Source organism: Kitasatospora sp. NPDC087314, from assembly GCF_044744365.1.
In the GTDB taxonomy this organism is placed as follows: domain Bacteria; phylum Actinomycetota; class Actinomycetes; order Streptomycetales; family Streptomycetaceae; genus Kitasatospora.
In genome coordinates this window covers 32,311-58,983 of the sequence record NZ_JBIUYE010000001.1, presented here as the reverse complement: position 1 = coordinate 58,983, position 26,673 = coordinate 32,311, and the positions used below count along the sequence as shown (strand labels likewise).

General features: G+C 71.3%; 20 protein-coding genes and 2 tRNA genes. 7 read left to right on the top strand and 15 right to left on the bottom strand.

Features of this window, described 5'->3' with window-relative positions:
* Nucleotides 1-102 precede the first annotated feature (102 nt).
* Entirely contained in the window at nucleotides 103-1,617 is a 1,515-nt protein-coding gene (locus ACIO5E_RS00265; protein ID WP_400661703.1) for a chitinase, read from the top strand.
* A gap of 27 nt (nucleotides 1,618-1,644) precedes the next feature.
* Here ACIO5E_RS00265 and ACIO5E_RS00260 read toward each other — a convergent pair whose 3' ends face one another.
* Both ACIO5E_RS00260 and ACIO5E_RS00255 read right to left on the bottom strand, forming a co-directional pair.
* A complete protein-coding gene (locus ACIO5E_RS00260; protein ID WP_400661701.1) occupies nucleotides 1,645-2,172 on the bottom strand; it encodes a hypothetical protein in 528 nt (175 codons plus the stop codon).
* A 310-nt stretch (nucleotides 2,173-2,482) separates the two neighbouring features.
* Nucleotides 2,483-5,122 (bottom strand): valine--tRNA ligase, encoded by a 2,640-nt coding sequence (locus tag ACIO5E_RS00255; protein WP_400661698.1) that lies wholly within the window; start codon nucleotides 5,120-5,122, stop codon nucleotides 2,483-2,485.
* 191 nt (nucleotides 5,123-5,313) lie between these two features.
* Here ACIO5E_RS00255 and ACIO5E_RS00250 point away from each other — a divergent pair, with 191 nt between their 5' ends.
* Both ACIO5E_RS00250 and ACIO5E_RS00245 read left to right on the top strand, forming a co-directional pair.
* Nucleotides 5,314-6,159, top strand: a complete 846-nt coding sequence (locus ACIO5E_RS00250; protein ID WP_400661696.1) for a hypothetical protein — start codon at nucleotides 5,314-5,316, stop codon at nucleotides 6,157-6,159.
* Nucleotides 6,160-6,232: 73 nt separating this feature from the next.
* Entirely contained in the window at nucleotides 6,233-6,997 is a 765-nt protein-coding gene (locus ACIO5E_RS00245) for a hypothetical protein (RefSeq protein ID WP_400661693.1), read from the top strand.
* A 75-nt stretch (nucleotides 6,998-7,072) separates the two neighbouring features.
* Here ACIO5E_RS00245 and clpX read toward each other — a convergent pair whose 3' ends face one another.
* The 5 genes from clpX to ACIO5E_RS00220 all read right to left on the bottom strand — a co-directional run bounded on the left by clpX (nucleotide 7,073) and on the right by ACIO5E_RS00220 (nucleotide 11,976).
* Nucleotides 7,073-8,362: an ATP-dependent Clp protease ATP-binding subunit ClpX gene (clpX, locus tag ACIO5E_RS00240; RefSeq protein WP_063347569.1), complete on the bottom strand. Its 1,290-nt coding sequence runs from the start codon at nucleotides 8,360-8,362 to the stop codon at nucleotides 7,073-7,075.
* 249 nt (nucleotides 8,363-8,611) lie between these two features.
* Nucleotides 8,612-9,274, bottom strand: a complete 663-nt coding sequence (locus tag ACIO5E_RS00235; RefSeq protein WP_280677142.1) for an ATP-dependent Clp protease proteolytic subunit — start codon at nucleotides 9,272-9,274, stop codon at nucleotides 8,612-8,614.
* A 56-nt stretch (nucleotides 9,275-9,330) separates the two neighbouring features.
* Nucleotides 9,331-9,948: an ATP-dependent Clp protease proteolytic subunit gene (locus ACIO5E_RS00230; RefSeq protein ID WP_360211667.1), complete on the bottom strand. Its 618-nt coding sequence runs from the start codon at nucleotides 9,946-9,948 to the stop codon at nucleotides 9,331-9,333.
* Between the two features lie 267 nt (nucleotides 9,949-10,215).
* On the bottom strand, nucleotides 10,216-11,607 hold the full coding sequence (gene tig / locus ACIO5E_RS00225) for a trigger factor (protein WP_400661689.1): 1,392 nt from the start codon (nucleotides 11,605-11,607) through the stop codon (nucleotides 10,216-10,218).
* Between the two features lie 295 nt (nucleotides 11,608-11,902).
* Nucleotides 11,903-11,976 (bottom strand) — tRNA-Pro (locus ACIO5E_RS00220).
* Nucleotides 11,977-12,133: 157 nt separating this feature from the next.
* Here ACIO5E_RS00220 and ACIO5E_RS00215 point away from each other — a divergent pair.
* Nucleotides 12,134-12,204, top strand: a tRNA-Gly gene (locus tag ACIO5E_RS00215).
* A 49-nt stretch (nucleotides 12,205-12,253) separates the two neighbouring features.
* Here ACIO5E_RS00215 and ACIO5E_RS00210 read toward each other — a convergent pair.
* Nucleotides 12,254-12,793: a hypothetical protein gene (locus ACIO5E_RS00210; RefSeq protein ID WP_400661686.1), complete on the bottom strand. Its 540-nt coding sequence runs from the start codon at nucleotides 12,791-12,793 to the stop codon at nucleotides 12,254-12,256.
* A gap of 209 nt (nucleotides 12,794-13,002) precedes the next feature.
* Here ACIO5E_RS00210 and ACIO5E_RS00205 point away from each other — a divergent pair, with 209 nt between their 5' ends.
* Nucleotides 13,003-13,791: a DUF6348 family protein gene (locus ACIO5E_RS00205; protein WP_400661683.1), complete on the top strand. Its 789-nt coding sequence runs from the start codon at nucleotides 13,003-13,005 to the stop codon at nucleotides 13,789-13,791.
* Between the two features lie 34 nt (nucleotides 13,792-13,825).
* On the opposite strand, the gene ACIO5E_RS00200 is transcribed toward ACIO5E_RS00205, so the two are convergent.
* The 4 genes from ACIO5E_RS00200 to ACIO5E_RS00185 all read right to left on the bottom strand — a co-directional run bounded on the left by ACIO5E_RS00200 (nucleotide 13,826) and on the right by ACIO5E_RS00185 (nucleotide 17,185).
* Nucleotides 13,826-14,023 (bottom strand): hypothetical protein, encoded by a 198-nt coding sequence (locus ACIO5E_RS00200; protein ID WP_063347574.1) that lies wholly within the window; start codon nucleotides 14,021-14,023, stop codon nucleotides 13,826-13,828.
* Nucleotides 14,024-14,525: 502 nt separating this feature from the next.
* Nucleotides 14,526-15,677 carry a PP2C family protein-serine/threonine phosphatase gene (locus tag ACIO5E_RS00195; RefSeq protein ID WP_400661680.1) on the bottom strand — a complete coding sequence of 384 codons (1,152 nt, stop codon included), beginning with the start codon at nucleotides 15,675-15,677 and terminating at the stop codon, nucleotides 14,526-14,528.
* A 378-nt stretch (nucleotides 15,678-16,055) separates the two neighbouring features.
* The gene (locus tag ACIO5E_RS00190; RefSeq protein ID WP_400471173.1) at nucleotides 16,056-16,541 is read right to left on the bottom strand and encodes a ribose-5-phosphate isomerase; all 486 of its coding nucleotides are present in this window, start codon (nucleotides 16,539-16,541) and stop codon (nucleotides 16,056-16,058) included.
* Between the two features lie 44 nt (nucleotides 16,542-16,585).
* Nucleotides 16,586-17,185 (bottom strand): biotin transporter BioY, encoded by a 600-nt coding sequence (locus ACIO5E_RS00185; RefSeq protein ID WP_400661677.1) that lies wholly within the window; start codon nucleotides 17,183-17,185, stop codon nucleotides 16,586-16,588.
* Between the two features lie 279 nt (nucleotides 17,186-17,464).
* Between ACIO5E_RS00185 and ACIO5E_RS00180 the strand changes: the two genes are divergently transcribed.
* Nucleotides 17,465-18,871, top strand: a complete 1,407-nt coding sequence (locus ACIO5E_RS00180) for an amino acid permease (protein ID WP_400661674.1) — start codon at nucleotides 17,465-17,467, stop codon at nucleotides 18,869-18,871.
* 58 nt (nucleotides 18,872-18,929) lie between these two features.
* Here the strand turns inward: ACIO5E_RS00180 and ACIO5E_RS00175 are convergent, their stop codons facing one another.
* On the bottom strand, nucleotides 18,930-19,562 hold the full coding sequence (locus tag ACIO5E_RS00175; protein ID WP_280677161.1) for a DsbA family protein: 633 nt from the start codon (nucleotides 19,560-19,562) through the stop codon (nucleotides 18,930-18,932).
* A 224-nt stretch (nucleotides 19,563-19,786) separates the two neighbouring features.
* On the opposite strand from ACIO5E_RS00175, the gene pepN reads away from it, so the two are divergent.
* The gene (pepN, locus tag ACIO5E_RS00170) at nucleotides 19,787-22,351 is read left to right on the top strand and encodes an aminopeptidase N (protein WP_400661670.1); all 2,565 of its coding nucleotides are present in this window, start codon (nucleotides 19,787-19,789) and stop codon (nucleotides 22,349-22,351) included.
* Nucleotides 22,352-22,433: 82 nt separating this feature from the next.
* Here the strand turns inward: pepN and ACIO5E_RS00165 are convergent, their stop codons facing one another.
* Both ACIO5E_RS00165 and acnA read right to left on the bottom strand, forming a co-directional pair.
* On the bottom strand, nucleotides 22,434-23,741 hold the full coding sequence (locus ACIO5E_RS00165) for a glycoside hydrolase family 18 protein (protein ID WP_400661667.1): 1,308 nt from the start codon (nucleotides 23,739-23,741) through the stop codon (nucleotides 22,434-22,436).
* A 166-nt stretch (nucleotides 23,742-23,907) separates the two neighbouring features.
* Nucleotides 23,908-26,553 carry an aconitate hydratase AcnA gene (acnA, locus tag ACIO5E_RS00160; RefSeq protein WP_400661664.1) on the bottom strand — a complete coding sequence of 882 codons (2,646 nt, stop codon included), beginning with the start codon at nucleotides 26,551-26,553 and terminating at the stop codon, nucleotides 23,908-23,910.
* Nucleotides 26,554-26,673 lie beyond the last annotated feature (120 nt).

The window sequence follows — 26,673 nt, the reverse complement described above, 5'->3', positions numbered from 1 at the left end:
AGTTGTCGGTAGCTCCCGCACGCGCACCATCGACACCCCGGACGGCGCTCCACCCCCACCACCCAGGCGCGCCGCCGGGTCTCCCCCACAGGAGATGGAGTCATGCCACCTGCCCGACACCGGCGCCCGCGCGCCGTCCACACCCTGCTCGCCGGGGCCGGCGCCGTCGCCCTGGGCCTGAGCGGGCTCGTCCTCGCCACCGGCACCGGCGCCCAGGCCGCCGACCCCGACCTGATCACCAACGGCGGCTTCGAGACCGGCACCCTGTCCGGCTGGTCCTGCGGCAACGGCGCCGTCCAGAGTGCGACGGTGCACTCCGGCCGCTACGCCCTGCAGTCCACCCCGGGCGCGGGCGACACCGGCGAGTGCACCCAGACCGTCGCCGTGAAGCCCTCCTCGACGTACACGCTGAGCTCCTGGATCCAGGGCTCGTACGTCTACCTCGGTGCCCGCGGCACCGGGGGCACCGACCCGGGCACCTGGACGAACTCCGCCGGCTGGAGCCAGTTGAGCACCACGTTCACCACCGGCCCGGGCACCAGCAGCGTCACCGTCTACCTGCACGGCTGGTACGGCCAGCCCGCCTTCCTCGCCGACGACGTCTCGCTGATCGGCCCGGGCGGTCCGCAGCCCTCCCAGAGCCCGAGCCCGACGGCCACCGACACCGACAGCCCCTCCCCCACCGGCAGCCCGACCGCCACCTCGACCGGCAAGCCGCCCGGCCTGCCCAAGCACATCCTGACCGGCTACTGGCAGAACTTCGACAACGGCGCCACCGTCCAGCGGATCAGCGACGTCCCGGCCGCCTACGACGTCATCGCGGTCTCCTTCGCGGACGCCACCAGCACGCCGGGCGGGCTGAGCTTCACCCTGGACCCGGCCCTGTCCTCCCGCCTCGGCGGCTACACCGACGCCCAGTTCAAGGCCGACATCGCGGCCAAGCGGGCGGCCGGCAAGAAGGTGGTGCTCTCGGTCGGCGGGCAGAACGGCACGGTGTCGGTGAGCGATCCGACCTCCGCGGCCAACTTCGCGAACACCGCCTGGTCGCTGATGCAGGGCTACGGCTTCGACGGCATCGACATCGACCTGGAGAACGGCGTCAACGCCACCGCCATGGGACAGGCACTGCACTCGCTCGCCGCGAAGGCCGGCCACGGGTTCATCCTCACCATGGCGCCCCAGACCATCGACATGCAGTCGACCGGCATGGAGTACTTCAAGCTGGCGCTGAACGTGAAGGACATCCTCACCATCGTCAACATGCAGTACTACAACTCCGGTGCGATGAACGGCTGCGACGGCAACGTCTACTCGCAGGGCACCGAGAACTTCCTCACCGCACTGGCCTGCATCCAGCTCAAGGGCGGGCTGCGGCCCGACCAGGTCGGGCTCGGGGTGCCGGCCTCCACCAGCGCGGCGGGCGGCGGGTACGTCAGCCCGAGCGTGGTCAACAACGCGCTGGACTGCCTGGCCGCCGGCACCAACTGCGGCAGCTACCAGCCCGACACCACCTGGCCGGGCATCGGCGGGGCGATGACCTGGTCGACCAACTGGGACGCCAAGGCGGGCAACCCGGTCGCGGGCACCATCGGCGCGCACCTGCACGCCATGCCGTGACGGCCCCCGCAGGCCCGGGGCGGGGTCTCAGACCCCGGCCCGGGCCTCCGGGACGTGCGACCCGGGCCCGCCGTGGCGGCGGCGCAACTCGGCCGTGATATCGGCCAGTTCGCCCTCGGGCAGCAGCGGCAGCATCATCGCGACGCCCTGCAGCAGGCCGCCGAGCAGGAAGGTGGTGTCGGCGGTCGAGGCGACCAGACCGCGCACCTCGGCCACCTCGCCGGCCGCCACCGCCTCGATCAGCAGGGCGGCGTTCGCGCTCTCCTCGTCCACCGCGACCGCGCCGCTGTCGGCCGGGGCCCGGCGGGCCATCGCCCGCAGCACCCGGTCGCCGACCTCGGACGCGTACGCCTTGCGGACGGCCTCGGCGGCGATCCAGGCGAGCAGGGTGGTCACCTCCCGTTCGGCGTGCTCGGCCAGGAGCAGGTCCAGCTCGTGGTCGAACGCGAGCTGGTTGCCGTGCCGGAACGCCAACAGCAGGGTCGCCGCCCTGGCCTTGGCCTCCGCCACCGCTTCCGCAGGCAGTTCGTCGGCCAACTCCTCGGTCACCACCACGCCATGCCCTCCCGTCCGTCGGCTCAGCAGAAACACCCATCGGAAACACCCATCGGAAACTCCGTGCACACCGTACACATCCGACCTGCAAACTTCCGCGAAACCGCGCGGGCAAGACCGGAATGAATTCGGGCGGAATAAGACCTCACCCGGTCCAGGATGAATATTCGCCGGAAGGGAGCAATGTTGCTGGGCTATTAGGCGTAGCAAAGTGAACACCCCGCCGCGCCCGGGCGGTGACACCCGGAAACGCCCGAGGGGCCGCACCCCGCGCGTCGCGGAGTGCGGCCCCTCGCGGGCCGGTGCGGGCTCAGCCCTGCGGCAGCGCCGCGAGCTGGGCGGTGATCCGGGCGATGTCGACCTCGGCGGCCTCCTGGCGCGCCTTGATCTTGGCGACCACCTCGTCCGGTGCCTTGGCCAGGAAGGCCTCGTTGCCGAGCTTGGCGGTGGTCTGGGCCTTCTCCTTCTCGGCGGCCGCGAGGTCCTTGGCGAGGCGCTTGCGCTCCGCCGCGACGTCGATGGTGCCGGAGAGGTCCAGCGAAACGGTGGCGCCGGCGACCGGCAGCGAGGCGGTGGCCGCGAAGCCCTCCTCGGGGACGGTCAGCTTCAGCAGCGAGCGGATCGCGTCCTCGTGGACGGCCAGCACGGTGCCGTCCAGCTCCAGCTGCGCCGGGACGCGCTGGCCCGGCTTGAGGCCCTGGCTCACGGCGAACCGGCGGACCTCGGTGACGACCTGCTGCAGCGTGGCGATCTCGGCCTCGGCCTCGGCGTCGCGGTAGCCGCCGTCCTTCGGCCAGTCGGCGATGACCAGCGACTCGGCGCCGGTCAGCGTGGTCCACAGCGTCTCGGTGACGAACGGCACGATCGGGTGCAGCAACCGCAGCGTGACGTCCAGGACCTCGCCGAGCACCCGGCGCGTGGCGTCGGCCTGCGGGCCGCCCTTGGCCAGGGTGGTCTTGGAGAGCTCGACGTACCAGTCGAAGACCTCGTCCCAGGCGAAGTGGTACAGCGCCTCGGAGAGCTTGGAGAACTGGTAGTCCTCGTACAGCCCGTCCACCTCGGCGACGGTGCTGTTCAGGCGCGAGAGGATCCAGCGGTCGGCCGGGGTCAGCTCCTCCGGCGCGGGCAGCGGGCCCTCGACGGTGGCGCCGTTCATCAGCGCGAAGCGGGTGGCGTTCCAGATCTTGTTGGCGAAGTTGCGGGCCGCCTGGACCCAGTCCTCGCCGATCGGCACGTCGACGCCCGGGTTGGCACCGCGCGCCAGCGTGAAGCGCAGCGCGTCGGAGCCGTACTTGTCCATCCAGTCCAGCGGGTTGACCACGTTGCCGAAGGACTTCGACATCTTCTTGCCGTTCTGGTCACGGACCATGCCGTGCAGCGCGATGGTGTGGAACGGCGGGGTGCCGTCCATCGCGTAGAGGCCGAACATCATCATCCGGGCGACCCAGAAGAACAGGATGTCGTAGCCGGTGACCAGGACGGAGTTCGGGTAGAACTTCGCCAGGCTCTCGGTCTGCTCCGGCCAGCCGAGCGTGGAGAACGGCCACAGGCCGGAGGAGAACCAGGTGTCCAGGACGTCGTTGTCCTGGTGCCAGCCCTCGCCGGTGGGCGGCTGCTCGTCCGGGCCGACGCAGACGACCTCGCCGCCCGGGCCGTACCAGACCGGGATGCGGTGGCCCCACCACAGCTGGCGCGAGATGCACCAGTCGTGCAGGTTGTCGACCCAGTCGAAGTAGCGCTTCTCCATCTCCTGCGGGTGGATCTTGACCCGGCCGTCGCGGACCGCGTCGCCGGCGGCCTGCGCGAGCGGGCCGACCTTGACCCACCACTGCATGGACAGCCGCGGCTCGATGGTGGTCTTGCAGCGCGAGCAGTGGCCGACCGAGTGGACGTACGGGCGCTTCTCGGCGACGATCCGGCCCTCGGCGCGCAGCGCGGCGACGATCGCCGAGCGGGCCTCCAGCCGGTCCAGGCCGAGGAACGGGCCGTGCACGGTGATGACCGCGCGCTCGTCCATGACGGCGATCGAGGGCAGGTCGTGCCGCTGGCCGATCTCGAAGTCGTTCGGGTCGTGCGCGGGCGTCACCTTGACGGCGCCGGTGCCGAACTCCGGGTCGACGTGGGCGTCGGCGACGACCGGGATCCGACGGCCGGTCAGCGGCAGCTCGATCTCGGTGCCGACCAGGTGCCGGTAGCGCTCGTCGTCCGGGTGGACGGCGACCGCGGTGTCGCCCAGCATCGTCTCGGCGCGGGTGGTGGCGACGACGATCGCGTTGTCGCCCTCGCCGTAGCGGATCGAGACCAGCTCGCCGTCGTCGTCCTGGTACTCCACCTCGATGTCCGAGATGGCGGTCAGGCAGCGCGGGCACCAGTTGATGATGCGCTCGGCGCGGTAGATCAGCTCGTCGTCGAAGAGCTTCTTGAAGATGGTCTGGACGGCCTGGGACAGGCCCTCGTCCATGGTGAAGCGCTCGCGGGACCAGTCCACGCCGTCGCCCAGGCGGCGCATCTGACCGGAGATCTGGCCGCCGGACTCCGCCTTCCACTTCCAGACGCGCTCGACGAAGGCCTCCCGGCCCAGGTCGTGGCGGGACTTGCCCTCCTTGGCGAGCTCGCGCTCGACCACGTTCTGGGTGGCGATGCCGGCGTGGTCCATGCCGGGCTGCCACAGCGCCTCGTAACCCTGCATCCGCTTGCGGCGGACCAGCGCGTCGATCAGCGTGTGCTCGAAGGCGTGGCCCAGGTGCAGGCTGCCGGTGACGTTCGGCGGGGGGATGACGATGGTGAACGGGGGCTTGTCGCTCTTCGCGTCGGCGGTGAAGTAGCCACGCTCCACCCAGCGCTCGTACAGCTCGCCCTCTACGTCCGCGGGGGTGTAGGTCGTCGGGAGGGTTGCTGCTTCGTCCCCGGCAAAGGTGCTCACGGGGCGCTGGTTCGTCGTGTCGGTCACGACGCACAGTTTACGTAACCGTGGGCGCGTGTTACGAACCGCTTTCGCCGCGCGGACGCGCCCCCGCCCGAACGGTTCGGTTCCAGGCTCCGTACGGTACCGTTCCCGGGCACTCGTCCGGTCTCCGCGCGGGTGCGGAACACCTCAACACCACGACAGGCCGCGGGTGCGGCGGGGGAGCACGAACGCAGATGTACGGCCAGGGCCAGCAGTATCCGCAGGGACAGCCACAGCCTCAGCCCTACGGGGGGCAGCCCCCGTACGGTCCGCCGCAGCCGCAGCCGCCCTACGGCGCCCCGCAGCCCCAGTACGGCTACCCGCCGCAGGGCGGCCAGCCGTACGGCGCGCCCCAGCAGCCCTACGGCGTGCCGCCGCAGCCGTACGGCGTGCCGCCGCAGGCCCCGTACGGCCAGCCGGGCTACCCGCCGCCGCCGAAGAAGGGCCGGACCGGCCTGGTGGTCGGCCTGGTCGTCGGCGCGCTGGTGCTGGGCGGCGGCGGCTTCGCCGCGTGGAAGTTCCTCGGCGGCGGCGACAGCGGCGGCCAGTACAAGATCTCCGCGCCGCAGTCCCTGCCGGACGGCTACACCCAGAAGTCGGCCAAGGAGGAGGCCGTCGACCCGAGCAAGCCCGAGGCGGCGAAGTTCGGCAAGAACCTCAACGCGCTGGCGGCCAGCTACAGCAAGGGCTCCGACGCACTCGACACGCTCTCGGTGATCGGCGTCTACGGGGAGCTCAACGACCCCGACCAGATCATCGCCGACTCGAAGAAGGACACCGGCGGGCTGACCTGGTCCACGCCGATGACGGACTTCCCGGCGCAGGACGGCCACAGCTCCTCGGCCAAGCTCGCCTGCGGCGTGGCCAGCGTCATCGCGGGCAAGGCCGGGCCCACGGTCTGCGTGTGGGCGGACAAGTCCACCACCGGCCGGATCACCTTCAGCAAGATCAGCCTGACCGGCGGCGCCCAAGGGCTCACCCCGGCCCAGGCCGCCGACAGGACCCGGGCGATCCGCGACGCGATGGTCGTCGCGAAGTAACCCGGACACCGTCCCCTTCCGCCTCCCGGGCCGCCGGCCGGCGCCCGCGCACCGCCACCAGAAAGAGCCTCGCGTGACCGAGCAGAACCCCTACGGCCCCCCGCCGCAGCCGGGACACGACGCACCGCCGCCGGCCGCCCCGGGCTACGGCGGCATCCCGCCGCAGGGCCCGCCGCCCGGCTATCCCCCGGCCGGCGAGCCCGGTGCCTACCCCGGGTACGGCGCGTACGCCCCGGTGCCGCCGCCGCGCAAGTCCCGCAAGACGCTCTGGACCGTGCTCGGCGTCGTCGGCGGCGTCCTGCTGCTGGGCGGCGGCGCGCTCGCCTACCTCGTCTACGACGTGACCAGCAACGCGGGCACCGAGAAGGTCGTCCTGCCGGCGACCTTCAAGGAGCTGACCAAGAACACCGACCCCCAGGTCACCGACAGCATAGAGAAGGAGCTCACCTCGGGCTTCGGCAAGGGCGACGGCAACTGGAAGCCCACCGGGGTGGGTGCCCTCTACCAGGACGCGCAGTCGCAGCCGCAGCTGGTCGCGGTCGGCGCCTACGGCAAGGTCCTGGCGCCGAAGCAGGAGCTGGACCAGGCGTTCACGGGCATCACCTCGAGCGGTCCGAAGCTCAGCGGCCGGCACGCGGTGGACGCCGGGCCCAAGGGCGGCACGATGGAGTGCGCCGTGGCCGCCGACAGCGACACCACGATGGGCCTGTGCGCCTGGGCCGACAACAGCAGCATCGTCATCGTCATGAAGGTGGTCGACTCCGGCACCCAGCCGGACCTGGACAAGCTCGCCGCCGACACCCGCGACCTGCGCGCGGTCGCCGAGGTGCCCAAGTAGTCCACGGCGTCCGGCACGGACGAAGGGGCCCCGCACCGGTCGGTGCGGGGCCCCTTCGTCCGTGCCGGACGCGGGTCAGGCGCTCTTCTCGCGCCGCTCGCGCTTGATCATGTCGCGCGGGACGAGGGTCGGGATGGCGTGCTTGGAGACCACGTCCCCGGTGACCACCACGCGGGCGACGTCCTGACGCGAGGGCACCTCGTACATCACGGACATCAGCACCTCCTCCATGATGGCCCGCAGACCACGCGCGCCGGTGCCGCGCAGGATCGCCTGGTCGGCGATCGCCTCCAGCGCGTCCCGGGAGAACTCCAGCTCCACGCCGTCCAGTTCGAAGAGCTTGCGATACTGCTTGACCAGCGCGTTCTTCGGCTCGGTGAGGATCTGCAGCAGCGCCTCGCGGTCCAGGTTGTGCACGCTGGTGATCACCGGCAGACGGCCGATGAACTCGGGGATCATGCCGAACTTCACCAGGTCCTCGGGCATCACCTGGCGGAAGTGGTCGCTGGCGTCCGACTCCCGCTTGGAGCGGATGTTGGCGCCGAAGCCGATGCCCTTGGCGCCGGCCCGGCCCTCGATGATCCGCTCCAGGCCGGCGAACGCGCCGCCGACGATGAACAGCACGTTCGTGGTGTCGATCTGGATGAACTCCTGGTGCGGGTGCTTGCGCCCGCCCTGCGGCGGCACCGAGGCGGTGGTGCCCTCCAGGATCTTCAGCAGCGCCTGCTGCACGCCCTCGCCGGAGACGTCCCGGGTGATCGACGGGTTCTCGCTCTTGCGCGCGACCTTGTCGATCTCGTCGATGTAGATGATCCCGGTCTCGGCCTTCTTGACGTCGTAGTCGGCCGCCTGGATCAGCTTGAGCAGGATGTTCTCGACGTCCTCGCCGACGTACCCGGCCTCGGTCAGCGCGGTGGCGTCCGCGATCGCGAACGGCACGTTGAGCATCCGGGCCAGGGTCTGCGCGAGCAGCGTCTTGCCGGAGCCGGTGGGGCCCAGCAGCAGGATGTTGGACTTGGCCAGCTCGATGGCGTCCTCGCGGCCGTTGCCGCCGCTGCGGCCCGCCTCGCCGGCCTGGACCCGCTTGTAGTGGTTGTAGACGGCCACCGACAGCGCCTTCTTGGCGAGGTCCTGGCCGACCACGTACTGGTCCAGGAACTCGTAGATCTCGCGGGGCTTCGGCAGCTCCTCGAAGCGCACCTCGGAGGTCTCGGCGAGTTCCTCCTCGATGATCTCGTTGCACAGGTCGATGCACTCGTCGCAGATGTACACGCCTGGTCCGGCGATCAGCTTCTTCACCTGCTTCTGCGACTTGCCGCAGAACGAGCACTTGAGCAGGTCGCCACCGTCTCCGATGCGTGCCACGAGGTGCTTCCCCTTCGCCAGGGGCCCCGCAGGGGTTCCGGGGCCTGGTGCTGTGGACCGTCAACGCCGACGGCGATCGGTCTCGCTATCCGACGGTACTCTGCCGGGCTCCTGATTCCGTCCTCTTCGCCGGGTCTGCCCTACGCCCTGGGCGAATTGATACCGAACAGATGCCGTTTGCGGAGGCCGCCGATGAGCCCGAGCGGGGCGCGCACCCTGGTGCCCGCCCCGCTTCGGAGGATGCCGGCCTCAGGAGGTCAGCGAGGTCTTGCGGGTGGAGATGATCTGGTCGATCAGGCCGTACTCCAGGGCCTCCTCGGCGGTGAGGATCTTGTCGCGCTCGATGTCCTCGCGCACCTGCTCCACCGGCTTCTTGGAGTGCTTGGAGAGCATCTCCTCCAGCTGCTCGCGCATCCGGAAGATCTCCTTGGCCTGGATCTCCAGGTCGGACACCTGGCCGCGGCCGGTCTCGGTGTACGGCTGGTGGATCAGGATCCGGGCGTTCGGCAGCGCCATCCGCTTGCCGGGGGTGCCGGCGGCGAGCAGCACGGCCGCGGCGGAGGCCGCCTGGCCCATGCAGACCGTGGTGATGTCCGGCTTCACGTACTGCATCGTGTCGTAGATGGCCGTCAGGGCCGTGAACGAGCCGCCGGGCGAGTTGATGTACATCTGGATCTCGCGGTCCGGGTCCATCGACTCCAGGCACAGCAGCTGCGCCATGATGTCGTTCGCCGAGACGTCGTCGACCTGCGAGCCGAGGAAGATGATGCGCTCCTCGAACAGCTTGGCGTACGGGTCGTACTCGCGGATGCCCTGCGTGGTGCGCTCGACGAAGCGCGGGACGATGTAGCGGCCCTCGGCGCGCATGTCCTCGACGCGGGCCTGGGCGGCCGACAGGCTGGGGATGTTCATGGGGGTCCTTGTCCTCCGGGGCGTTGTGGCTGTCGTCTCGTGGGCCGGGCCGAGGCTCAGGCGCCCGTGCCGCCGCCGCCGGGGACGTCCGCGGCGCTGTGCATGATCGCGTCGATCAGGCCGTACTCCAGGGCCTCCTCCGGCGTGAACCAGCGGTCGCGGTCGGAGTCCCTGGTGATCTGCTCGAAGGACTGGCCGCTGTGGAAGGCGATCAGCTCGGACATCCGCTTCTTGGTGCGCAGCAGCTGCTCGGCCTGGATGCGGATGTCGGTGGCGGAGCCGCCGAGGCCGGCGGAGGGCTGGTGCATCAGGATGTTGGCGTTCGGCAGCGAGAAGCGCTTGCCCTTGGCGCCGGCGGTCAGCAGGAACTGGCCCATCGAGGCCGCCATGCCCATCGCGATGGTGACGACGTCGTTCTTGATGTACTGCATGGTGTCGTAGATCGCCATGCCCGCCGAGATCGAACCGCCCGGGGAGTTGATGTAAAGGAAGATGTCCTTTTCCGGGTCCGCGGCCAGCAGCAGCAGCTGCGCGGTGATCTTGTTGGCGATGTCGTCGTCGACCTGCTGGCCGAGGAAGATGATCCGCTCGTTGAGCAGCCGGTTGTACACCTGGTCGCCCAGGCCGCCGAGCACGTCACCAGAGGCGGCGTGCGGCGCCATCGGGCCAGGCATCTGCATCTGCGGGAACGTCACTTAGCCACCTGCTCAGTCGATTTGGAGGGCCGTTCCACGGCTCTCACGGTGTCGCACAGCTTCCGGGTATCACGGTGTGATTGTTGCTGTCCAAGGACCCTAACGCGCAGGCCGGGCCGCAGAATCCCTCACGCAGAACTGTTCGCTGTGAGCGCAGGGTCGCGACCGCACCCGGTGGGACGACAGCGGGCCCGGACACCGTACGGTGTCCGGGCCCGCTGCGGGCCTCAGGGGCTACCGGGGCACTCAGGCCTCGGTCTTCTCCTCGGCGGCGGTCTCCTCGGCGGCGGCCTCGACGGTCTCGCCCGTCTCGTCCTCGTCGTCGAAGTTGATCTCGTTGCCCTCGGTGTCGACGACCTTGGCGGCCTCGACCACGGTGGCCAGCGCCTTGCCGCGGGCGACCTCGCCGACCAGCAGCGGCACCTGGCCACCCTGGACGACCTGCTGCGCGAACTGGTCCGGGGTGAGACCCGAGCCGGCGGCGCGGCGGATGAGGTGCTCGGTCAGCTCCTCCTGGTTAACACCCAGCTCCTCGTCGGCGACGATCTGGTCCAGGACGAACTGGGTCTTGATGCCCTTCTTCGCCTGCTCCTCGATCTCGGCCTCCCACTCCTCGCGGGTCTTGCCCTGGGTCTCCAGGTAGGTGTCGATGTCGAGGCCCATCGGCTGGAGCTGGTGGTGCTCCAGGTTGTGCTTGCGGGTCTCGATCTCGTCCTTGAGGAGCTTCTCCGGGAAGTCGATCTCGACCAGGCCGAGCAGCGCGTCCAGCACCTTCTCCTGGGCCTGGGTGGCCTGGTCGTACTCCTTCATGCGCTCCAGGCGCTTGCGGGAGTCGGCACGCAGGTCCTCCAGGGAGTCGAACTCGCTGGCCAGCTGGGCGAACTCGTCGTCCAGCTCGGGCAGCTCCTTCTCCTGGACGGCAGTGACGGTGACGGTGACCTCGGAGGTCTTGCCCGCCTGGGTGCCGCCCTTGAGCTCGGTGGAGAAGGTGGCGGTGCCACCGGCCTCCAGGCCGGTCACGGCGTCGTCGATGCCGTCGATCAGGCGGCCCGAGCCGATCTCGTAGCTGACGCCGTTCGCGGTGCCGTCGTCCGGCACCTCGCCGTCGACCTTGGCGATCAGGTCGACGACCACGATGTCGCCGGCGGCCGCGGCGCGCTCGACGTCCTTGACCGAGGAGAAGCGCTCGCGCAGCTGCTCCAGGGACTTCTCGACGTCCTCGTCGGAGACGGCGATCGGGTCGACGGCCACCTCGATGGAGGCGAAGTCGGGAAGGGTGATCTCCGGACGGATGTCCACCTCGGCGGTGAACTTCAGGTCACCGCCATCGGCGATGGTCTCGACACCCTCGATGTTGGTGATGTCGGGCTGGCCGAGGACCTCGATCTTGCCCTCGTCGACGGCCTGCGTGTAGAAGCGCGGCAGGGCGTCGTTGACGGCCTCCTCCAGCACGGCACCGCGGCCGAAACGCTGGTCGATGACGCGAGCCGGGATCTTGCCCTTGCGGAAGCCCGGAACCGTGACCTGCTGGTTGATCTTCTTGTACGCCGCGTCGAGGCTGGGCTTGAGCTCCTCGAAGGGCACCTCGACGGTGAGTCGAACCCGGGTCGGGTTCAGAGTCTCGACGGCGCTCTTCACGGTTAGGTCTCCTATGGGCTTGCGGTCAGGTTGCCTCCGCCGTTCCCGGCCGCCGGCCGAGGCCGTACGAGTGGGTCGGGCGAGACGGGCGATGGGCGGTTGGAGCAACATCTCCCGTGGGGGGGTGAGCGGTGAGCGTGACTCCTCGCCCTCGTGCGGTTGACCTGGGTTGACGCCACAGGGACTACCGCCAGCGGCCCATCCTACCGGTACCACGAAAGGCGGACGCCAGGCGCCACCGTACCGCCTCAACAGAACAGGGCCCCGCCCCGGTGGGCGAGACCCTGCCGCACTGTCGGGGTGGCCGGATTCGAACCGACGGCCTTCCGCTCCCAAAGCGGACGCGCTACCAAACTGCGCCACACCCCGTGGTGCCGAGAGGAAGCGTACACGTCGGGCCCTGGCGGCTCGCCGAGTTATTCGGGGGTGGTCCGAAGGAGTGCGCGGGAAATGCGGTGTGCACGGAAGCGGCCGGACCAGGTACGCTGTTCCCCGAACTTCCGGCCGGCAACGTCCGGGGGATCGCGCGGGCGTAGCTCAATGGTAGAGCCCTAGTCTTCCAAACTAGTCACGCGAGTTCGATTCTCGTCGCCCGCTCGTCAGACCGGCCCCGGTGCGTCTCCACGCACCGGGGCCGGTCGCGTTCTCAGAGGCCGAGCCGGCCGGCCCGGGCGGCGGCCCGGCCGAGCAGCAGGTGGACGTCGGCCTCCCGGGTGGTGGGGCGGTCGTTGTACTCGTCCGGGGAGTGCGCCGGGCGGCCGGTCGCGTGCAGCACCTCCATCAGCTGGACCCGGGCGGTGCGGACGGTGGCCGGGACGCCGTAGCCGTGCGCGAGGACGGCGGCCTGGGCGCCGAGCAGGCAGACCCGGCCGCGGGCGTCCCACATCGCGCCCTGCAGCCAGCCGTGGGCGCCGATGTAGCGCGAGGCGAGCCGCAGGTGGTCGGCGGCGCTGACCGGCACCGGGCGGGCCGGTCGGCGCAGCACCCGGTCGAGCAGGGTGGCCCGGGGCGCCGGGTGGCCGGCACACCAGGGCCGTACGGCGGTGCCGTGGGGGCAGACGTACGGGGGTGGGAGGCGTACGGGGGCGGGCAGCGAGGCGAGGTAGGCCTCGATCTCGGCGACCAGGCCGGAGCCGTCCGGGTGGACCAGGAACGGCGGAGAGGGCGTCAGGCCGGTGCGGGGCATGCGGGTTCTCCAGGCGGACGGCAGGGCCCCGGCCGGTGACCATGGGCGATTCCGCCTCCTAAAATGGTGCATTCGAGACATTTCCGCGACCGGAGGGCCGGTCGTCCCCGGCGGTTTCCCGCTCGGGTGCCGGGCCGATAGCCTCGGCGGCGTTCGAGCGCAGTTCGAGCGCGAGCTCACCCGCCGCGCTCCGAGGTGGAGGAGTCCCGGTGCGTCCCCAGGAGCGACTGGCCGTCATACAGCGGTGTGTGGTCCGGGAGATGGCCCGCCTCGGGCAGGAGTTCACCGCGGACGGCGAGGTGGTGCGCGGCCCGGGGACGACGGCGGTGGCGGTGCGCGAGCACCCCGGGGACGACGGCTCGGGCCACGTCGACCTCGGCTTCGTGCTGCACCTGGGCCGGGCGGACGCGCCGGTGGTGTGGGACTGCGCGGCCGGCCTCGGCAAGACCGAGGAGGAGAAGCTCGCCAACGCGGTGAAGATGTGGGCGACCACCACCGCCTCGGTGCTGGTCGAGCTGGCGGACGGCCGCGGCGTGCACGCCGACCACGCGGACCACGCCGAACTCCCGGGCTGGCACGCCGTTCAGGGGCCGGCGGCGGTGTTCGGCTTCGGCAACGAGCACTTGGCGGGCTGGCTCGCCGAACACCGGGTGCTGCCGGCGCTCGCGCCCGCGCTGCGGCCGCAGTTGGCCGGGCCGGGGCCGGTCGGGGTGAAGCTCTTCCTGGGCGGGAAGGCGGGCGACGACGTCGCCGAGGTCCGGGTCAACGGCGAGGTGTCGGAGGCCGCCTCGGCGGCGCTGCGCGCGATGGACTGGCCGCGGGGCGAACGGCTGTGCTGGGCGCGACTGTTCGTGCTGTTGACGGCCGAGCGGGCGGCGGGGCAGGCCGCGTCGGCGGGTGCCGTGGCACCCGCACCGATGCGCGCCCCGGCCCCGGCGGCGGCCCGCCCCCGGGGACTGTTCGCCCGCTGGCGGGAGGCCAGACGGGCCGGCCGGTGATCCCCTCGCGGGGAGTGCGGACGGCCCGGTCCGATCAGCCGCCGGTGATGCCCGAGATGCTGTGGGCGAGGTTCGCCAGCAGGGAGTTGATCGAGCCCGCGACCGTGGTCTCGTGCAGCATGAAGCCGAACAGGGCGGCGATGATGCCGTGCGCGATCTTCAACTGCTTGTTGCGGATGAAGATGATGCACAGGATCGCGAACAGGACCAGCGCGGAGACGGAGAGTGCCACCCGGACTCACTTCCTCGTTTCATAGCGTGGTGCCGCCGCCCGGCGGCACCTGCGAAGCCGGACCCCGGCCTGTCCGACGGTCCCGAGGCGGAATCCCGGACCGACCGGCGCATCGCCGGCGAGGGAGCCCGGCGCGGTCGAACGATGTCTGCCGTGCCGCACGTGACGCCCCCAATCCCCCGAATCCTGAACAGTCCCGCCCGGACTCAGTGTGGTCGACCGTGCCGATTGCGTAAAGGTCTGACAGTCAGCCCAACGCCGATATCCTGCGATGCGAGACGAGTTTCCGCCGACCGGGACGATAGCCGAGCCGTTCTGACGAATCGTCGGCGGGGCGGCGCTGAGCGGCCGGGAAGCGGCCGGGGGCGGGTAGCGGAAGCCGCAGGTCCGGTCAGTCGACGGGCCGTCCGATTTGGCCGAAGATCGGCTGCCCGGCTTGACAGCGCCTGCCGGTGGCATGTGCCGGTCCCGCCCGGTGACGGACGGCCGGGGCGGGCGGGCGTCAGTCGCGCCAGAGCAGCAGGACCGCGCGGTCGTCGTTGATGTCCCGGGCCACCGTCTCGATCAGCGCGGACGCCGCGCCGACCCCCGCGCCCGGACCGCTGCCGGGCACCAGCCGGTCCGCCTCCCCCATCAGCCGGTCCATCCCCTCGGAGAGGTCCCGGCCAGGCTCCTCGACCATGCCGTCGGTGCACAGCATCAGCACGTCGCCGCGGTTCAGCCGGCCGCGCACCCCCTCGAACTTCGCGCCGTCGTAGATCCCGAGCAGCGGGCCCTCGGCCTCCTTGACCTCCCAGCGCCCGGCGCCCGCCAGCCGCTGCATCCCGGGCAGGTGCCCGGCCGACAGCAGCTCGTACTCGCCGGTGTCCAGGTCCAGCACCAGGTGGACGGCGGTGGCGAAGCCCTCCTCCCAGGACTGGCGCAGCAGGTAGCCGTTGGCGGCGGGCAGGAAGTCGTGCGCGGGCAGCGAGCCCACCAGGCCGCCGAAGGCGCCGGACAGCAGCAGCGCGCGGGAGCCGGCGTCCATGCCCTTGCCGGAGACGTCCGCGAGGACCACCTCCAGCAGCCGCTGGCCCGGGCCGGTGCGGGCGGCGACCACGAAGTCCCCGGAGAAGGACTGCCCGCCGGCCGGGCGCAGCGCCATGTCGGCGTGCCAGCCGTCCGGCAGCTCCGGCACCCGGCTCTGCACCCGCAGCCGCTCGCGCAGGTCGAACAGCATGGTCGAGCCGCCCCACCAGGGCACGCCGACCCGGGCCCGGAACTGGGCCAGCAGCAGGCCGCCCACCCCGGCGGCGCCGACCACCAGGGCCGCGCCCGGGGTCACGCCGTAGATGTAGGCCTCCGGGTTCTCGCTGGCCACCCGCTGGCCGGTGTGGATCACCGACTCGGCGGACAGGCCGAGCGCCGCCAGCGCGTACAGCACCACCAGGCTGCCGGGGCGCAGCAGCAGCGCGCCGGCCAGGATCGGCAGCACCAGCGCGGTGGGCGGCGCCCAGGCGGGCATCCAGATGTTGAGCAGGATCAGCAGCGGGACGAGCAGGGCGAGGGCGCAGAGCACCGGCCAGTCGGCGGCGCCGCCGCGGAAGTAGTCGACACCGGCCGTGCGCAGCCTTCGGCGGACCCGGCGGAGCCTCCTGCGCCACCGGGCCGTCACGGGTCCGGACGCCTGGGCGGCGCCGGGCCTCGTCGCAGTCGTCTGGGGCGGTGCGCCCGGCGGTCTGCCAGCCATGGGGCCCGACCCTATCCACGGGCACCGCCCGGCGTCGACGGGCCGGACCCGGGCGGGTGCGCCGCGGCGCGGGACCGTCGGCCGGTTTCGGCCGATCGCCGCGGCGGCGGGCGCGGCGTCAGGAGGCGTACGCCGGTTGGGCGTACGAACCACGCGGGCGGCGCACGCGCCTCGCGTGCACCGACACCCGCGCGCCCGGGGCCTGTGGCCGACGACACAGGACCAGGGCGCCGGAAACAGCGACGGCCGGCCGCGGTGGAGCGTGCGGCCGGCCGTCGGAGGAGGGTGGACGGGTGGGGTGGATCAGCCCTGCGGGTGGTGGGCCGGGATGGGCGGGAGCTCGCCGGTGGTCTCGTACTCGCTCAGCATCTCGATCCGGCGGGTGTGCCGCGGCTCGCCGCTGTAGGGGGTGTTGAGGAAGACCTCGACGAACTTGGTGGCCTCCTCCAGCGTGTGCATGCGGCCGCCGATGGAGACCACGTTGGCGTTGTTGTGCTCGCGGCCGAGCCCGGCGGTCTGCTCGCTCCAGGCCAGCGCCGCCCGCACGCCCTTGACCTTGTTGGCGGCGATCGCCTCACCGTTGCCCGAGCCGCCGATGACGACGCCCAGCGCCTCCGGGTCGGCGGCGGTGCGCTCGGCGGCGCGCAGGCAGAACGGCGGGTAGTCGTCCTCGGCGTCGTAGATGTGCGGCCCGCAGTCGACCGGCTCGTGGCCGGCCTCCTTGAGCCACTCCACGAGGTGGTTCTTCAGTTCGTATCCGGCATGGTCTGAGCCCAGGTACACGCGCATGCCATGAGTGTGGCATGCGCGTGCGCCCGGGCCCGGCAGGGGGCTCACCGCTTCGCGGCGAGCTTCCAGACCAGCGGCAGGGCGCCGGCGGCGAAGGCGGCCTTCAGGGCGTCGCCGACCAGGTAGGGGTAGAGGCCCAGCTCGGCGGCCCGGGCGAGCGGGACGTGCAGCGACAGGGCCAGGTACGGGACGCCGACCGCGTAGATGGCGAGGCTGCCGAGGACCATGGTGACGGCGGTGTTCAGCGGGGTGCGGTCGGCGCCACGGCGGGCCAACGCGCCGGTCAGGGCGGCCGCGAGGACGAAGCCGAGCACGTAGCCGAACGAGGGCATCGCCCAGCCGGAGGTGCCCTCGGCGAACCAGGGCACGCCCGCCAGGCCGGCCAGCAGGTAGAGGCCGAGCGAGGCGACGCCGCGGCGGGCGCCGAGCGCGGTGCCGACCAGCAGCGCGGCGAAGGTCTGGCCGGTGACCGGCACCGGCGAGCCGGGGACGTTCACCGACAGCTGGGCGGCCACGCCGGTCAGGGCGGCGCCGCCGGCCACCAGGGCCAGGTCGCGGGCCTGGGCGCCGAGGCGGGTGGTGGCGGCGGGCAGCAGGTCGGCGAGGACTGCGCGGGGCGCTATCGGGGTGGTGGCAGTGGCCATCGGGGGTCTCCTCCGTGGGGTGCTCAGGTGAGTGAACACCTGTGAACCTACGCGGTGATCCACTGCGTCACCGTCACGGTTTCGGACAAAGCCCCGCCCTCGACCGTTGTCGGAACCGGCCCATCGGGGCCCGCACCAACGCTCTGTCATCGAACGAACCCGCCGCGTCACCGGCCGGTCCGCATGGTGGTCCCGAGGTCCGCGCTCCTGGCATGAACAGGGGTGCCCACGGATATTGGACAGCTCATGCCGTATTCCGAACAGTCTGGATCCAGCCCTATGGCCCCCACCTCCGCGCCCGGGACCACCGGCACCGACAGTCCCCCGGCCACCGGCCAGCAGCTCTCGCACGGCCTCAAGCAGCGCCACCTGTCGATGATCGCGCTGGGCGGGGTGATCGGCGCAGGCCTGTTCGTCGGCTCCGGCGCGGGCATCGCGGCCGCCGGTCCGGCGATCATCCTGGCGTTCCTCCTCTCCGGCCTGCTGGTCATGCTGATCATGCGGATGCTCGGCGAGATGTCCGCCGCCCGCCCCGCCTCCGGGTCGTTCTCGGTGCACGCCGAGAAGGAGATCGGCCCCTGGGCCGGGATCACGGCCGGCTGGATGTACTGGGTGATGCTGTGCTGCGGCGTCGCCGCCGAGGCCACCGCCGCCGGAAAGATCGTCAACGGCTGGGTCCCCGGAGTCTCCTCCTGGGTCTGGGTCGGCCTGTTCATGGTCTTCTTCTGCGTCAGCAACCTCACCGCGGTGAAGAACTTCGGCGAGTTCGAGTTCTGGTTCGCCACCATCAAGGTCGCCGCGATCATCGCCTTCCTGGTCCTCGGCGGGCTCGGCGTCGCCGGGGTGATAGGCCCCGGCGCCCCCGGCACCCACAACCTGACCGGCGAGGGCGGCTTCCTGCCCACCGGGGTCAGCGGGCTGATCGTCGGACTGCTCGCCTCGGTCTTCGCCTACGGCGGCCTGGAGACCGTGACCATCGCCGCCGCCGAGTCCGACGACCCCCGCAAGAACGTCGCCAACGCGGTGCGCACGGCGGTGTGGCGGATCGCGATCTTCTACATCGGCTCGATGGCCCTGGTCGTCACCCTGGTCTCCTGGAAGGACCCGGCGGTGGTCGCCGACGGCCCGTACGTCACCGTGCTGCGGCACCTCGGGGTGTCCGGCGCCGGGACGATCATGCAGGTGGTGGTGCTGATCGCGCTGCTCTCCGCGATGAACGCCAACATCTACGGCGCCTCCCGGATGGCGTACTCGCTGGTCGGCCGCGGCCAGGGCCCCCGGGCGCTGGCCAAGGTGAGCGGCGGGGTGCCGCGCCGGGCCGTGCTGGCCTCCTGCCTGTTCGGCTTCGGCGCCGTGCTGGCCGCCAAGTTCTGGCCGGCCACCGTCTTCACCTGGCTGATGAACACCACCGGCGTGGCCATCCTCGTGGTCTGGCTGTTCATCTGTGCGGTCCAGCTGCGGATGCGCCGCCGGCTGGAGCGCGAGGCGCCCGAACTGCTCACCGTGAAGATGTGGGGCTACCCGTACCTGACCTGGATCGCGATGGCCGCCGTGGCCGGCATCCTCGCCCTGATGACCACCACCGAGGGCAACCGGCAGCAGCTGTACGCGGCCGGGGTACTGGTCGCCCTGCTGATCGCCGCCGGCCTGGTCAAGCAGCGCCGGGACGCGGCCGCCGCCCGCTGAGCCCGGAACGCGCGAGGGCCCGGTACCTGGTCGGTACCGGGCCCTCGCGCGTCCGGCGCTACTCGAAGGACGGGCCCGCCGTACGGGTCCGCTTGATCTCGTAGAAGCCCGGGGTGGAGGCCACCAGCAGGGTGCCGTCCCAGAGCCGGGCCGCGGCCTCGCCCTTCGGGGCCGGGGTGACCACCGGGCCGAAGAAGGCGACCCGCTCGCCGTCCGCGCCCTCCACCGCGATCACCGGGGTGCCGACGTCCTCGCCGACCAGGGTGATGCCCTCCTTGTGCGAGGCGCGCAGGGCCTCGTCGTACGCGTCCGTGTCGGCCGCGTCCGCCAGCTCCGCGGGCAGCCCGGCGGCCACCAGCGCCGCCTCGACGGTCTCCCGGTTCTGCGGCAGGCCCTGGTTGTGGAAGCGCAGGCCCAGCTCGGTGTAGAGCCGGCCCAGCACCTCGTCGCCGTGCTGCTGGGCGGCCGCGATGCACACCCGCACCGCGCCCCAGGCGTTGTCCAGCAGCTCGCGGTAGTTCTGCGGGAGGTCGCGGTGCTCGTTCAGCACCGACAGGCTCATCACGTGCCAGTTCACGTCCACCGGACGCAGCTGCTGGACCTCGATCAGCCAGCGGGACGTCATCCACGCCCACGGGCAGGCCGGGTCGAACCAGAAGTCGGCGGTCTTGCGCTCAGCGGCAGTCGTCACGGCTGTCGTCCTTCGTGAGGTGATAACGAGGCGGGGAGGTGTTCCACCCCCTGCCCCAACACCCGCCCGGCGCCGCTGATTCCGGCCCCGCCGGGGCGGCCTGTGCAATGGTACCGGCGAGGGAGGGCGTGAAAGGATGCCCCTGCGGGGCGCAGGACACCGCGCACCGAGACCGCACCACCCACAGACGCACCACCGTGCGAGCCGGACAAAGGAGTACCGCCGTGCCGGGCAGAAACCTGAGCCGCGACGAAGCCCAGCAGCGGGCCAGCATCCTGGCCGTGGACAGTTACCGGGTCCGGCTGGACGTGACCTCCGCCCCCGACCCGGCGGCCGCCACCTTCCGCTCCACCACCACCGTGGCCTTCCGCTGCTCCCAGCCCGGCGCCGCCACCTTCCTCGACCTGCTCGCCCCGGCCGTCCGCTCGGTCACCCTCAACGGCCGCTCGATCGACCCGGCCACCGCCTACGACGGCGCCCGCGTGCACGTCGACGGCCTCGCCGCCGAGAACGTCCTCACCGTCGAGGCGGACTGCGCCTACAGCCGCACCGGCGAGGGCCTGCACCGCTTCACCGACCCGGTGGACGGCGAGACCTACCTCTACACCCACTACGAGCCGGCCGACGCCCGCCGGGTCTTCGCGACCTTCGAACAGCCCGACCTGAAGGCCCCGTTCAGCTTCACCGTGACCGCCCCGGCCGCCTGGGACGTGTGGTCCAACGCCGTCCACGAGGACGTCGTCGAGGAAGGCGCCGCCCGCACCTGGGAGTTCGCGCCGACCAAGCCGATCTCCACCTACCTCACCGCCGTCGTGGCCGGCCCCTACCACGTCGCCCGCGACCACTACAGCCGCGAGCTCGCCGACGGCACCACCCTGGAGATCCCGCTCTCCGCGATGTGCCGCAAGTCCCTCGCCCCGTACTTCGACGCGGACGAGATCCTCGGCGTCACCAAGCTCGGACTCGACTTCTTCCACGAGGAGTTCGACTACCCGTACCCCTTCGGCAAGTACGACCAGGCGTTTGTCCCCGAGTACAACATCGGCGCCATGGAGAACCCCGGCTGCGTCACCTTCCGCGAGGAGTTCGTCTTCCGCTCGAAGGTCACCGACGCCGCCTACGAGGGCCGCGCCAACGTCATCCTGCACGAGATGGCGCACATGTGGTTCGGCGACCTGGTCACCATGCGCTGGTGGGACGACCTGTGGCTGAAGGAGTCCTTCGCCGACTTCATGGGCTCCTACGGCCTGATCGGCGCCCGCACCCGGTACTCCTCCGCCTGGGTCACCTTCGCCAACCAGCGCAAGGCCTGGGCCTACCGGCAGGACCAGTTCCCCACCACCCACCCGATCACCGCCGACATCCGCGACCTCGAGGACGCCAAGCTCAACTTCGACGGCATCACCTACGCCAAGGGCGCCGCCGTCCTCAAGCAGCTGGTCGCGTACGTCGGCTCCGAGGCCTTCTTCGAGGGCGCCCGCCGCTACTTCAAGCGCCACGCCTTCGGCAACACCGAACTCGCCGACCTGCTGGACGTCCTGGAGGAGACCAGCGGCCGCGACCTCAAGACCTGGGCCGCCGCCTGGCTGCAGACCGCCGGGGTCGACTCGCTCACCCCGCAGGTCACCACCGACGCCGAGGGCCGGATCACCGAACTCGCCGTCCTCCAGGACGGGGAGGTGCTGCGCCCGCACCGGATCGCGGTCGGCCTCTACGACCGGGACGCCGACGGCTCCCTGGTGCGCACCGGGCGGATCGAGCTCGACGTCACTGGCAACCGCACCGTCGTCGCCGAGGCCGCCGGCCGCCCCCGCCCGGCACTGGTGCTGCTCAACGACGAGGACCTCACCTACTGCAAGGTCCGCTTCGACGCCGAGTCGCTGCAGACCCTGCGCACCGGCCTCGGCGACATCCACGACGAACTGGCCCGGGCGCTGGCCTGGTCCGCCGTCTGGAACCTCACCCGGGACGGCCTGATGCCGGCCCGCGACTACGTCGCCCTGGTGCTGCGCTTCGCCGGCCAGGAGGGCAACATCGGCGTGCTGCAGTCGCTGCACACCCAGGCCAAGACCGCCGTCGACCTGTACGCCGACCCGGACTGGCGCGCCGAGGGCGGCCGGCTGCTGGCCGACGGCGCCCTGCGCGAGCTGCGCGAGGCCGTCCCCGGCAGCGACCACCAGCTGGCCTGGGCCCGCTTCCTCGCCCAGACCGCGGGCGGCGCCGAGCACCTCGGCCTGGTCCGCGGCCTGCTGGCCGGCAGCGCCCGGATCGACGGCCTGGACGTCGACCAGGAGCTGCGCTGGTCGCTGTGGCTGGCGCTGGCCGCCGCCGGCCAGGCCGGTGACGAGGAGCTGGCCGGGGAACTGGCCGCCGACAACACCGCCAGCGGCAAGCGCCGGTACACCCAGTGCCTGGCCGCCCGGCCCACCGCCGAGGCCAAGGCCGCCGCCTGGTCGGCCGTCGTCGACTCCGAGGAGCTGCCGAACGCCCTGGTCGAGGCCAACATCGCGGGCTTCGCGGTGCCCGCCCACCGCGACCTGACCGCGCTCTACGCGGCGCCCTACTTCAAGCTGCTGGAGCGGGTCTGGTCCGAGCGGACCATCGAGATCGCGATGCGGATCGTCGGCGGGTTCTTCCCGCACGCCCAGACCGACGAGCAGACCCTGGCCGAGGCCGACGCCTGGCTGGACGGCCACCCGCAGGCCGCGCCGGCGCTGCGCCGCCTGGTACTGGAGTGCCGCGACGACCTGGCCCGCGCACTGCGGGCGCAGGCCTGCGACCGGGCCTGACGCACAGCGGTGAAGGGCCCGCCGTGTCCGGCGGGCCCTTCGGCGTTCGGGGGGCGGTCGGTCAGGTCGACCCGTCCGCCGGTCAGCCGCGGCGCAGGCCGCGGTCCAGGGCGGCGATCGCGCTGCCCTGGGCGTCGTCGCCGTCCAGCGACCAGACCATCACGCCGCCCAGGTCGTTCCAGCGCACGTACCGCGCCTTCTGGGTGAGCACCTCGGCGGTGTCGTAGCTGTAGAAGGTGGTGCCGTCGTACTTCCAGGACGCACCGTGGTCGCGGTCCACGTACACCTTGCCGGGCAGGGCGTTGACCTCCCGGTAGGAGAGGTCGGGTGCGGTGGCGGTGGCGCTCTGGTGGAGGCCGCCGCGCTCGCCGGGCGCCACGCCCGTCCAGCCGTGGCCGTACAGCGGGGCGCCGAGCACGATCTGCTCGGCGGGCAGGCCGCGCTCCTGGTAGTGCACGACGGCCTTGTCGGCGCTGCGCTGACGCGGCTCGGGGTCGGTCGGGTCGGAGTAGAGGTTGGCCTGGTGGTTGGCCGGGCCCTTGCCCTCCCAGGGGCCGTGCAGGTCGTAGGTCATCAGGTTGAGCCAGTCCACCGAGTCGCTCAGCTCGGGCAGTTCGAGCCGGTCGGCGACGGTCTCGTTGGCGGCGACGGCGGCGGTCAGCAGGTAGTGCTCGCCCTTCCGGCCGCTCAGCGCGTCCAGCTGCCTGCGGAACTCCCGCATCAGCAGGGTGTAGTTGCGCCCGTCCTCGGGGCGGACCACGTTGCCCGCGTCCCCGCCGCCGCCCGGGTACTCCCAGTCGATGTCGATGCCGTCGAAGACGCCCGCGGCCGCTCCCGCGCCGCCCTCCGGGGAGCCGGGCAGGACCGGCACGTCGCCCTTGAGGTAGAGGTCGATGCAGGAGGAGACGAACTTCTTGCGGGCGGCGTCGCTGGCGGCCGCGTCCGAGAAGTACTTCGACCAGCTCCAGCCGCCGATCGAGATGACCGTGCGCAGCTGCGGGTTCTTCGCCTTGAGCTTGCGCAGCTGGTTGAAGTGGCCCTTGAGCTTCTGGCCCGGGGTGTCGGCCACGCCGTCGACGGACGCGGCGGCGCCGAAGGAGCGCTGGTAGTCGTTGTGGGCGTCGCCCTGGCCCGCGTCGTTGGTCTCGTAGCAGGTGCCGTCGGCGGAGACGTTGCCGAAGGCGTAGTTGATGACGGTGAGCCTGCCGGCCTGGCCGGAGTCCTGGACGCGCTTGGCGGAGCTGTCGGCGCCCCACTGGGTGAAGTAGCCGACCCGCTGGCCCTTCAGCTTCGGGCCGTGGTGGCCGTCGGCGGCGTTGGCGGTGGCGGGGGCGGCGAGTAGCGCGGCGACGGTGGCGGCGGCGAGCAGGGCTGAGGCGCGAGTGGGCATACCGGACCTGTTCTCTGAATGAGCGTCAATTGGTCTGGACCAGATGGGATAGAGATTTAGTCCATCGCGGCACAGCGCACAAGAGGCCGGGCACAGGTGGGGCAGCATGCAAAAGAGGCCGGACCGCGAAGTGCGGTCCGGCCTCCCTTGAGGCTCATGCCGAGGCTCAGCCGATGAGCGAGCGCAGCACGTACTGCAGGATGCCGCCGTTGCGGTAGTAGTCCGCCTCACCGGGGGTGTCGATGCGGACGACCGCGTCGAACTCCTTGTCACCGGCCTTGACCTTGACGGTCTTCGGGGTGCGGTCCTCGTTGAGCTCGGTCACGCCGGTGAAGGAGAAGGTCTCCTCGCCGGTCAGGCCGAGGGAGTCGGCGTTCTCGCCCTCCGGGAACTGCAGCGGCAGGACGCCCATGCCGATCAGGTTCGAGCGGTGGATGCGCTCGTACGACTCGGCGATGACGGCCTTGACGCCCAGCAGCGCGGTGCCCTTGGCGGCCCAGTCGCGGGACGAGCCGGAGCCGTACTCCTTGCCGGCCAGGACGACCAGCGGGGTGCCGGCGGCCTGGTAGTTCTGCGAGGCGTCGTAGATGAACGACACCGGGCCGTCGGCCTGGGTGAAGTCGCGGGTGTAGCCGCCCTCGGTGCCCGGCGCGATCTGGTTGCGCAGGCGGATGTTGGCGAAGGTGCCGCGGATCATCACCTCGTGGTTGCCGCGGCGCGAGCCGTAGGAGTTGAAGTCGCGCTTCTCGACACCGTTGGCGGTCAGGTACTGCGCCGCCGGGGTGCCCGGCTTGATGTTGCCGGCCGGGGAGATGTGGTCGGTGGTGACCGAGTCGCCCAGCTTGGCCAGGACGCGGGCGCCGGCGATGTCGGTCACCGGGCTCGGGACCTTGGCCATGCCCTCGAAGTACGGGGGCTTGCGGACGTAGGTGGACTCGGCGTCCCACTCGAAGGTGTTGCCGGTCGGGACGGGCAGCGACTGCCAGCGGTGGTCGCCGGCGAAGACGTCCTGGTAGCCCTTGTCGAACATGGCCTCGTCGATGGAGCTGGCGACGACCTCGGCGACCTCCTGCTCGGACGGCCAGATGTCGGTCAGGAAGACGTCGTTGCCGTCGGCGTCCTGGCCCAGCGCGTCCTTGGTGATGTCGACGTTCATGTTGCCCGCGAGGGCGTAGGCAACCACCAGCGGCGGGGAGGCCAGGTAGTTCATCTTGACGTCGGGGTTGATCCGGCCCTCGAAGTTGCGGTTGCCGGAGAGCACCGAGACGACGGCCAGGTCGGCCTCGTTGACGGCGGCCGAGACCTCCTCGGGCAGCGGGCCCGAGTTGCCGATGCAGGTGACGCAGCCGTAGCCGACCAGGTTGAAGCCCAGCTTCTCCATGTACGGGAGCAGGCCGGCCTTCTCGTAGTAGTCCATGACGACCTTGGAGCCGGGCGCCAGGGTGGTCTTGACCCAGGGCTTGACGCGCAGGCCCTTCTCCACGGCCTTCTTCGCCAGCAGGGCGGCGCCCAGCATGACGGAGGGGTTGGAGGTGTTGGTGCAGGAGGTGATCGAGGCGATCACGACCGCGCCGTTGTCGATCTCGTACTTCGAGCCGTCGGGGGCGGTCACCGCGGTCGGCTTCGAGGCCTCGGCCGAGTAGGTCGGCAGCGCCTCGGCGAACCTGGTGGCGGCCTCGGCCAGGATCACGCGGTCCTGCGGGCGCTTCGGGCCGGAGATCGACGGGACGACGGTGGAGACGTCCAGCTCCAGGTACTCGGAGTAGACCGGCTCGACCGACGGGTCGTGCCAGAGGCCCTGCTCCTTGGCGTACGCCTCGACCAGGGCGAGCTGCTGCTCGCTGCGGCCGGTGAGCTTCAGGTAGTTGATGGTCTCGGCGTCGATCGGGAAGATCGCGCAGGTCGAGCCGAACTCCGGCGACATGTTGCCGATGGTGGCGCGGTTGGCCAGCGGGATCGCGGAGACGCCCTCGCCGTAGAACTCGACGAACTTGCCGACCACACCGTGCTTGCGCAGCATCTCGGTGATGGTGAGCACCAGGTCGGTGGCGGTGGTGCCGGCCGGCAGCTGGCCGTTGAGCTTGAAGCCGACCACGCGCGGGATCAGCATGGAGACCGGCTGGCCCAGCATGGCGGCCTCGGCCTCGATGCCGCCGACGCCCCAGCCCAGCACGCCCAGGCCGTTGACCATGGTGGTGTGCGAGTCGGTGCCGACGCAGGTGTCCGGGTAGGCCTGGCCGCCGCGGACCATGACGGTGCGGGCCAGGTGCTCGATGTTCACCTGGTGGACGATTCCGGTGCCGGGCGGGACGACCTTGAACTCGTCGAAGGCGGTCTGGCCCCAGCGCAGGAACTGGTAGCGCTCCTTGTTGCGGCCGTACTCGATCTCGACGTTCTGGACGAAGGCGTCCGGGGTGCCGAACTTGTCGGCGATGACGGAGTGGTCGATGACCAGCTCGGCCGGGGCCAGCGGGTTGATCTTGGCCGGGTCGCCGCCCAGCTCCTTGACGGCCTCACGCATGGTGGCGAGGTCGACGACGCACGGCACACCGGTGAAGTCCTGCATGATCACGCGGGCCGGGGTGAACTGGATCTCCTGGCTCGGCTGGGCGTCGGCGTCCCAGTTCCCGAGCGCGCGGATGTGGTCGGCGGTGATGTTCGCGCCGTCCTCCGTGCGGAGCAGGTTCTCCAGCAGCACCTTGAGGCTGTACGGCAGCCGCTCGGAACCCTCGACGGCGGAGAGCTTGAAGATCTCGTACGACTCGTCGCCCACCTGCAGCGAGCTGCGGGCGTCGAAGCTGTTCGCGGACACGACGGACTCCTTCTGGGTGCTTCGCGCGATATCCGGCCGCCGCGGTGGTAAGGTCAGCCTTACTTAGGCCTACCTTGCCCGCATCGCCGGCGAGCGCCTCTCGGCAAGTATCTTGATGTC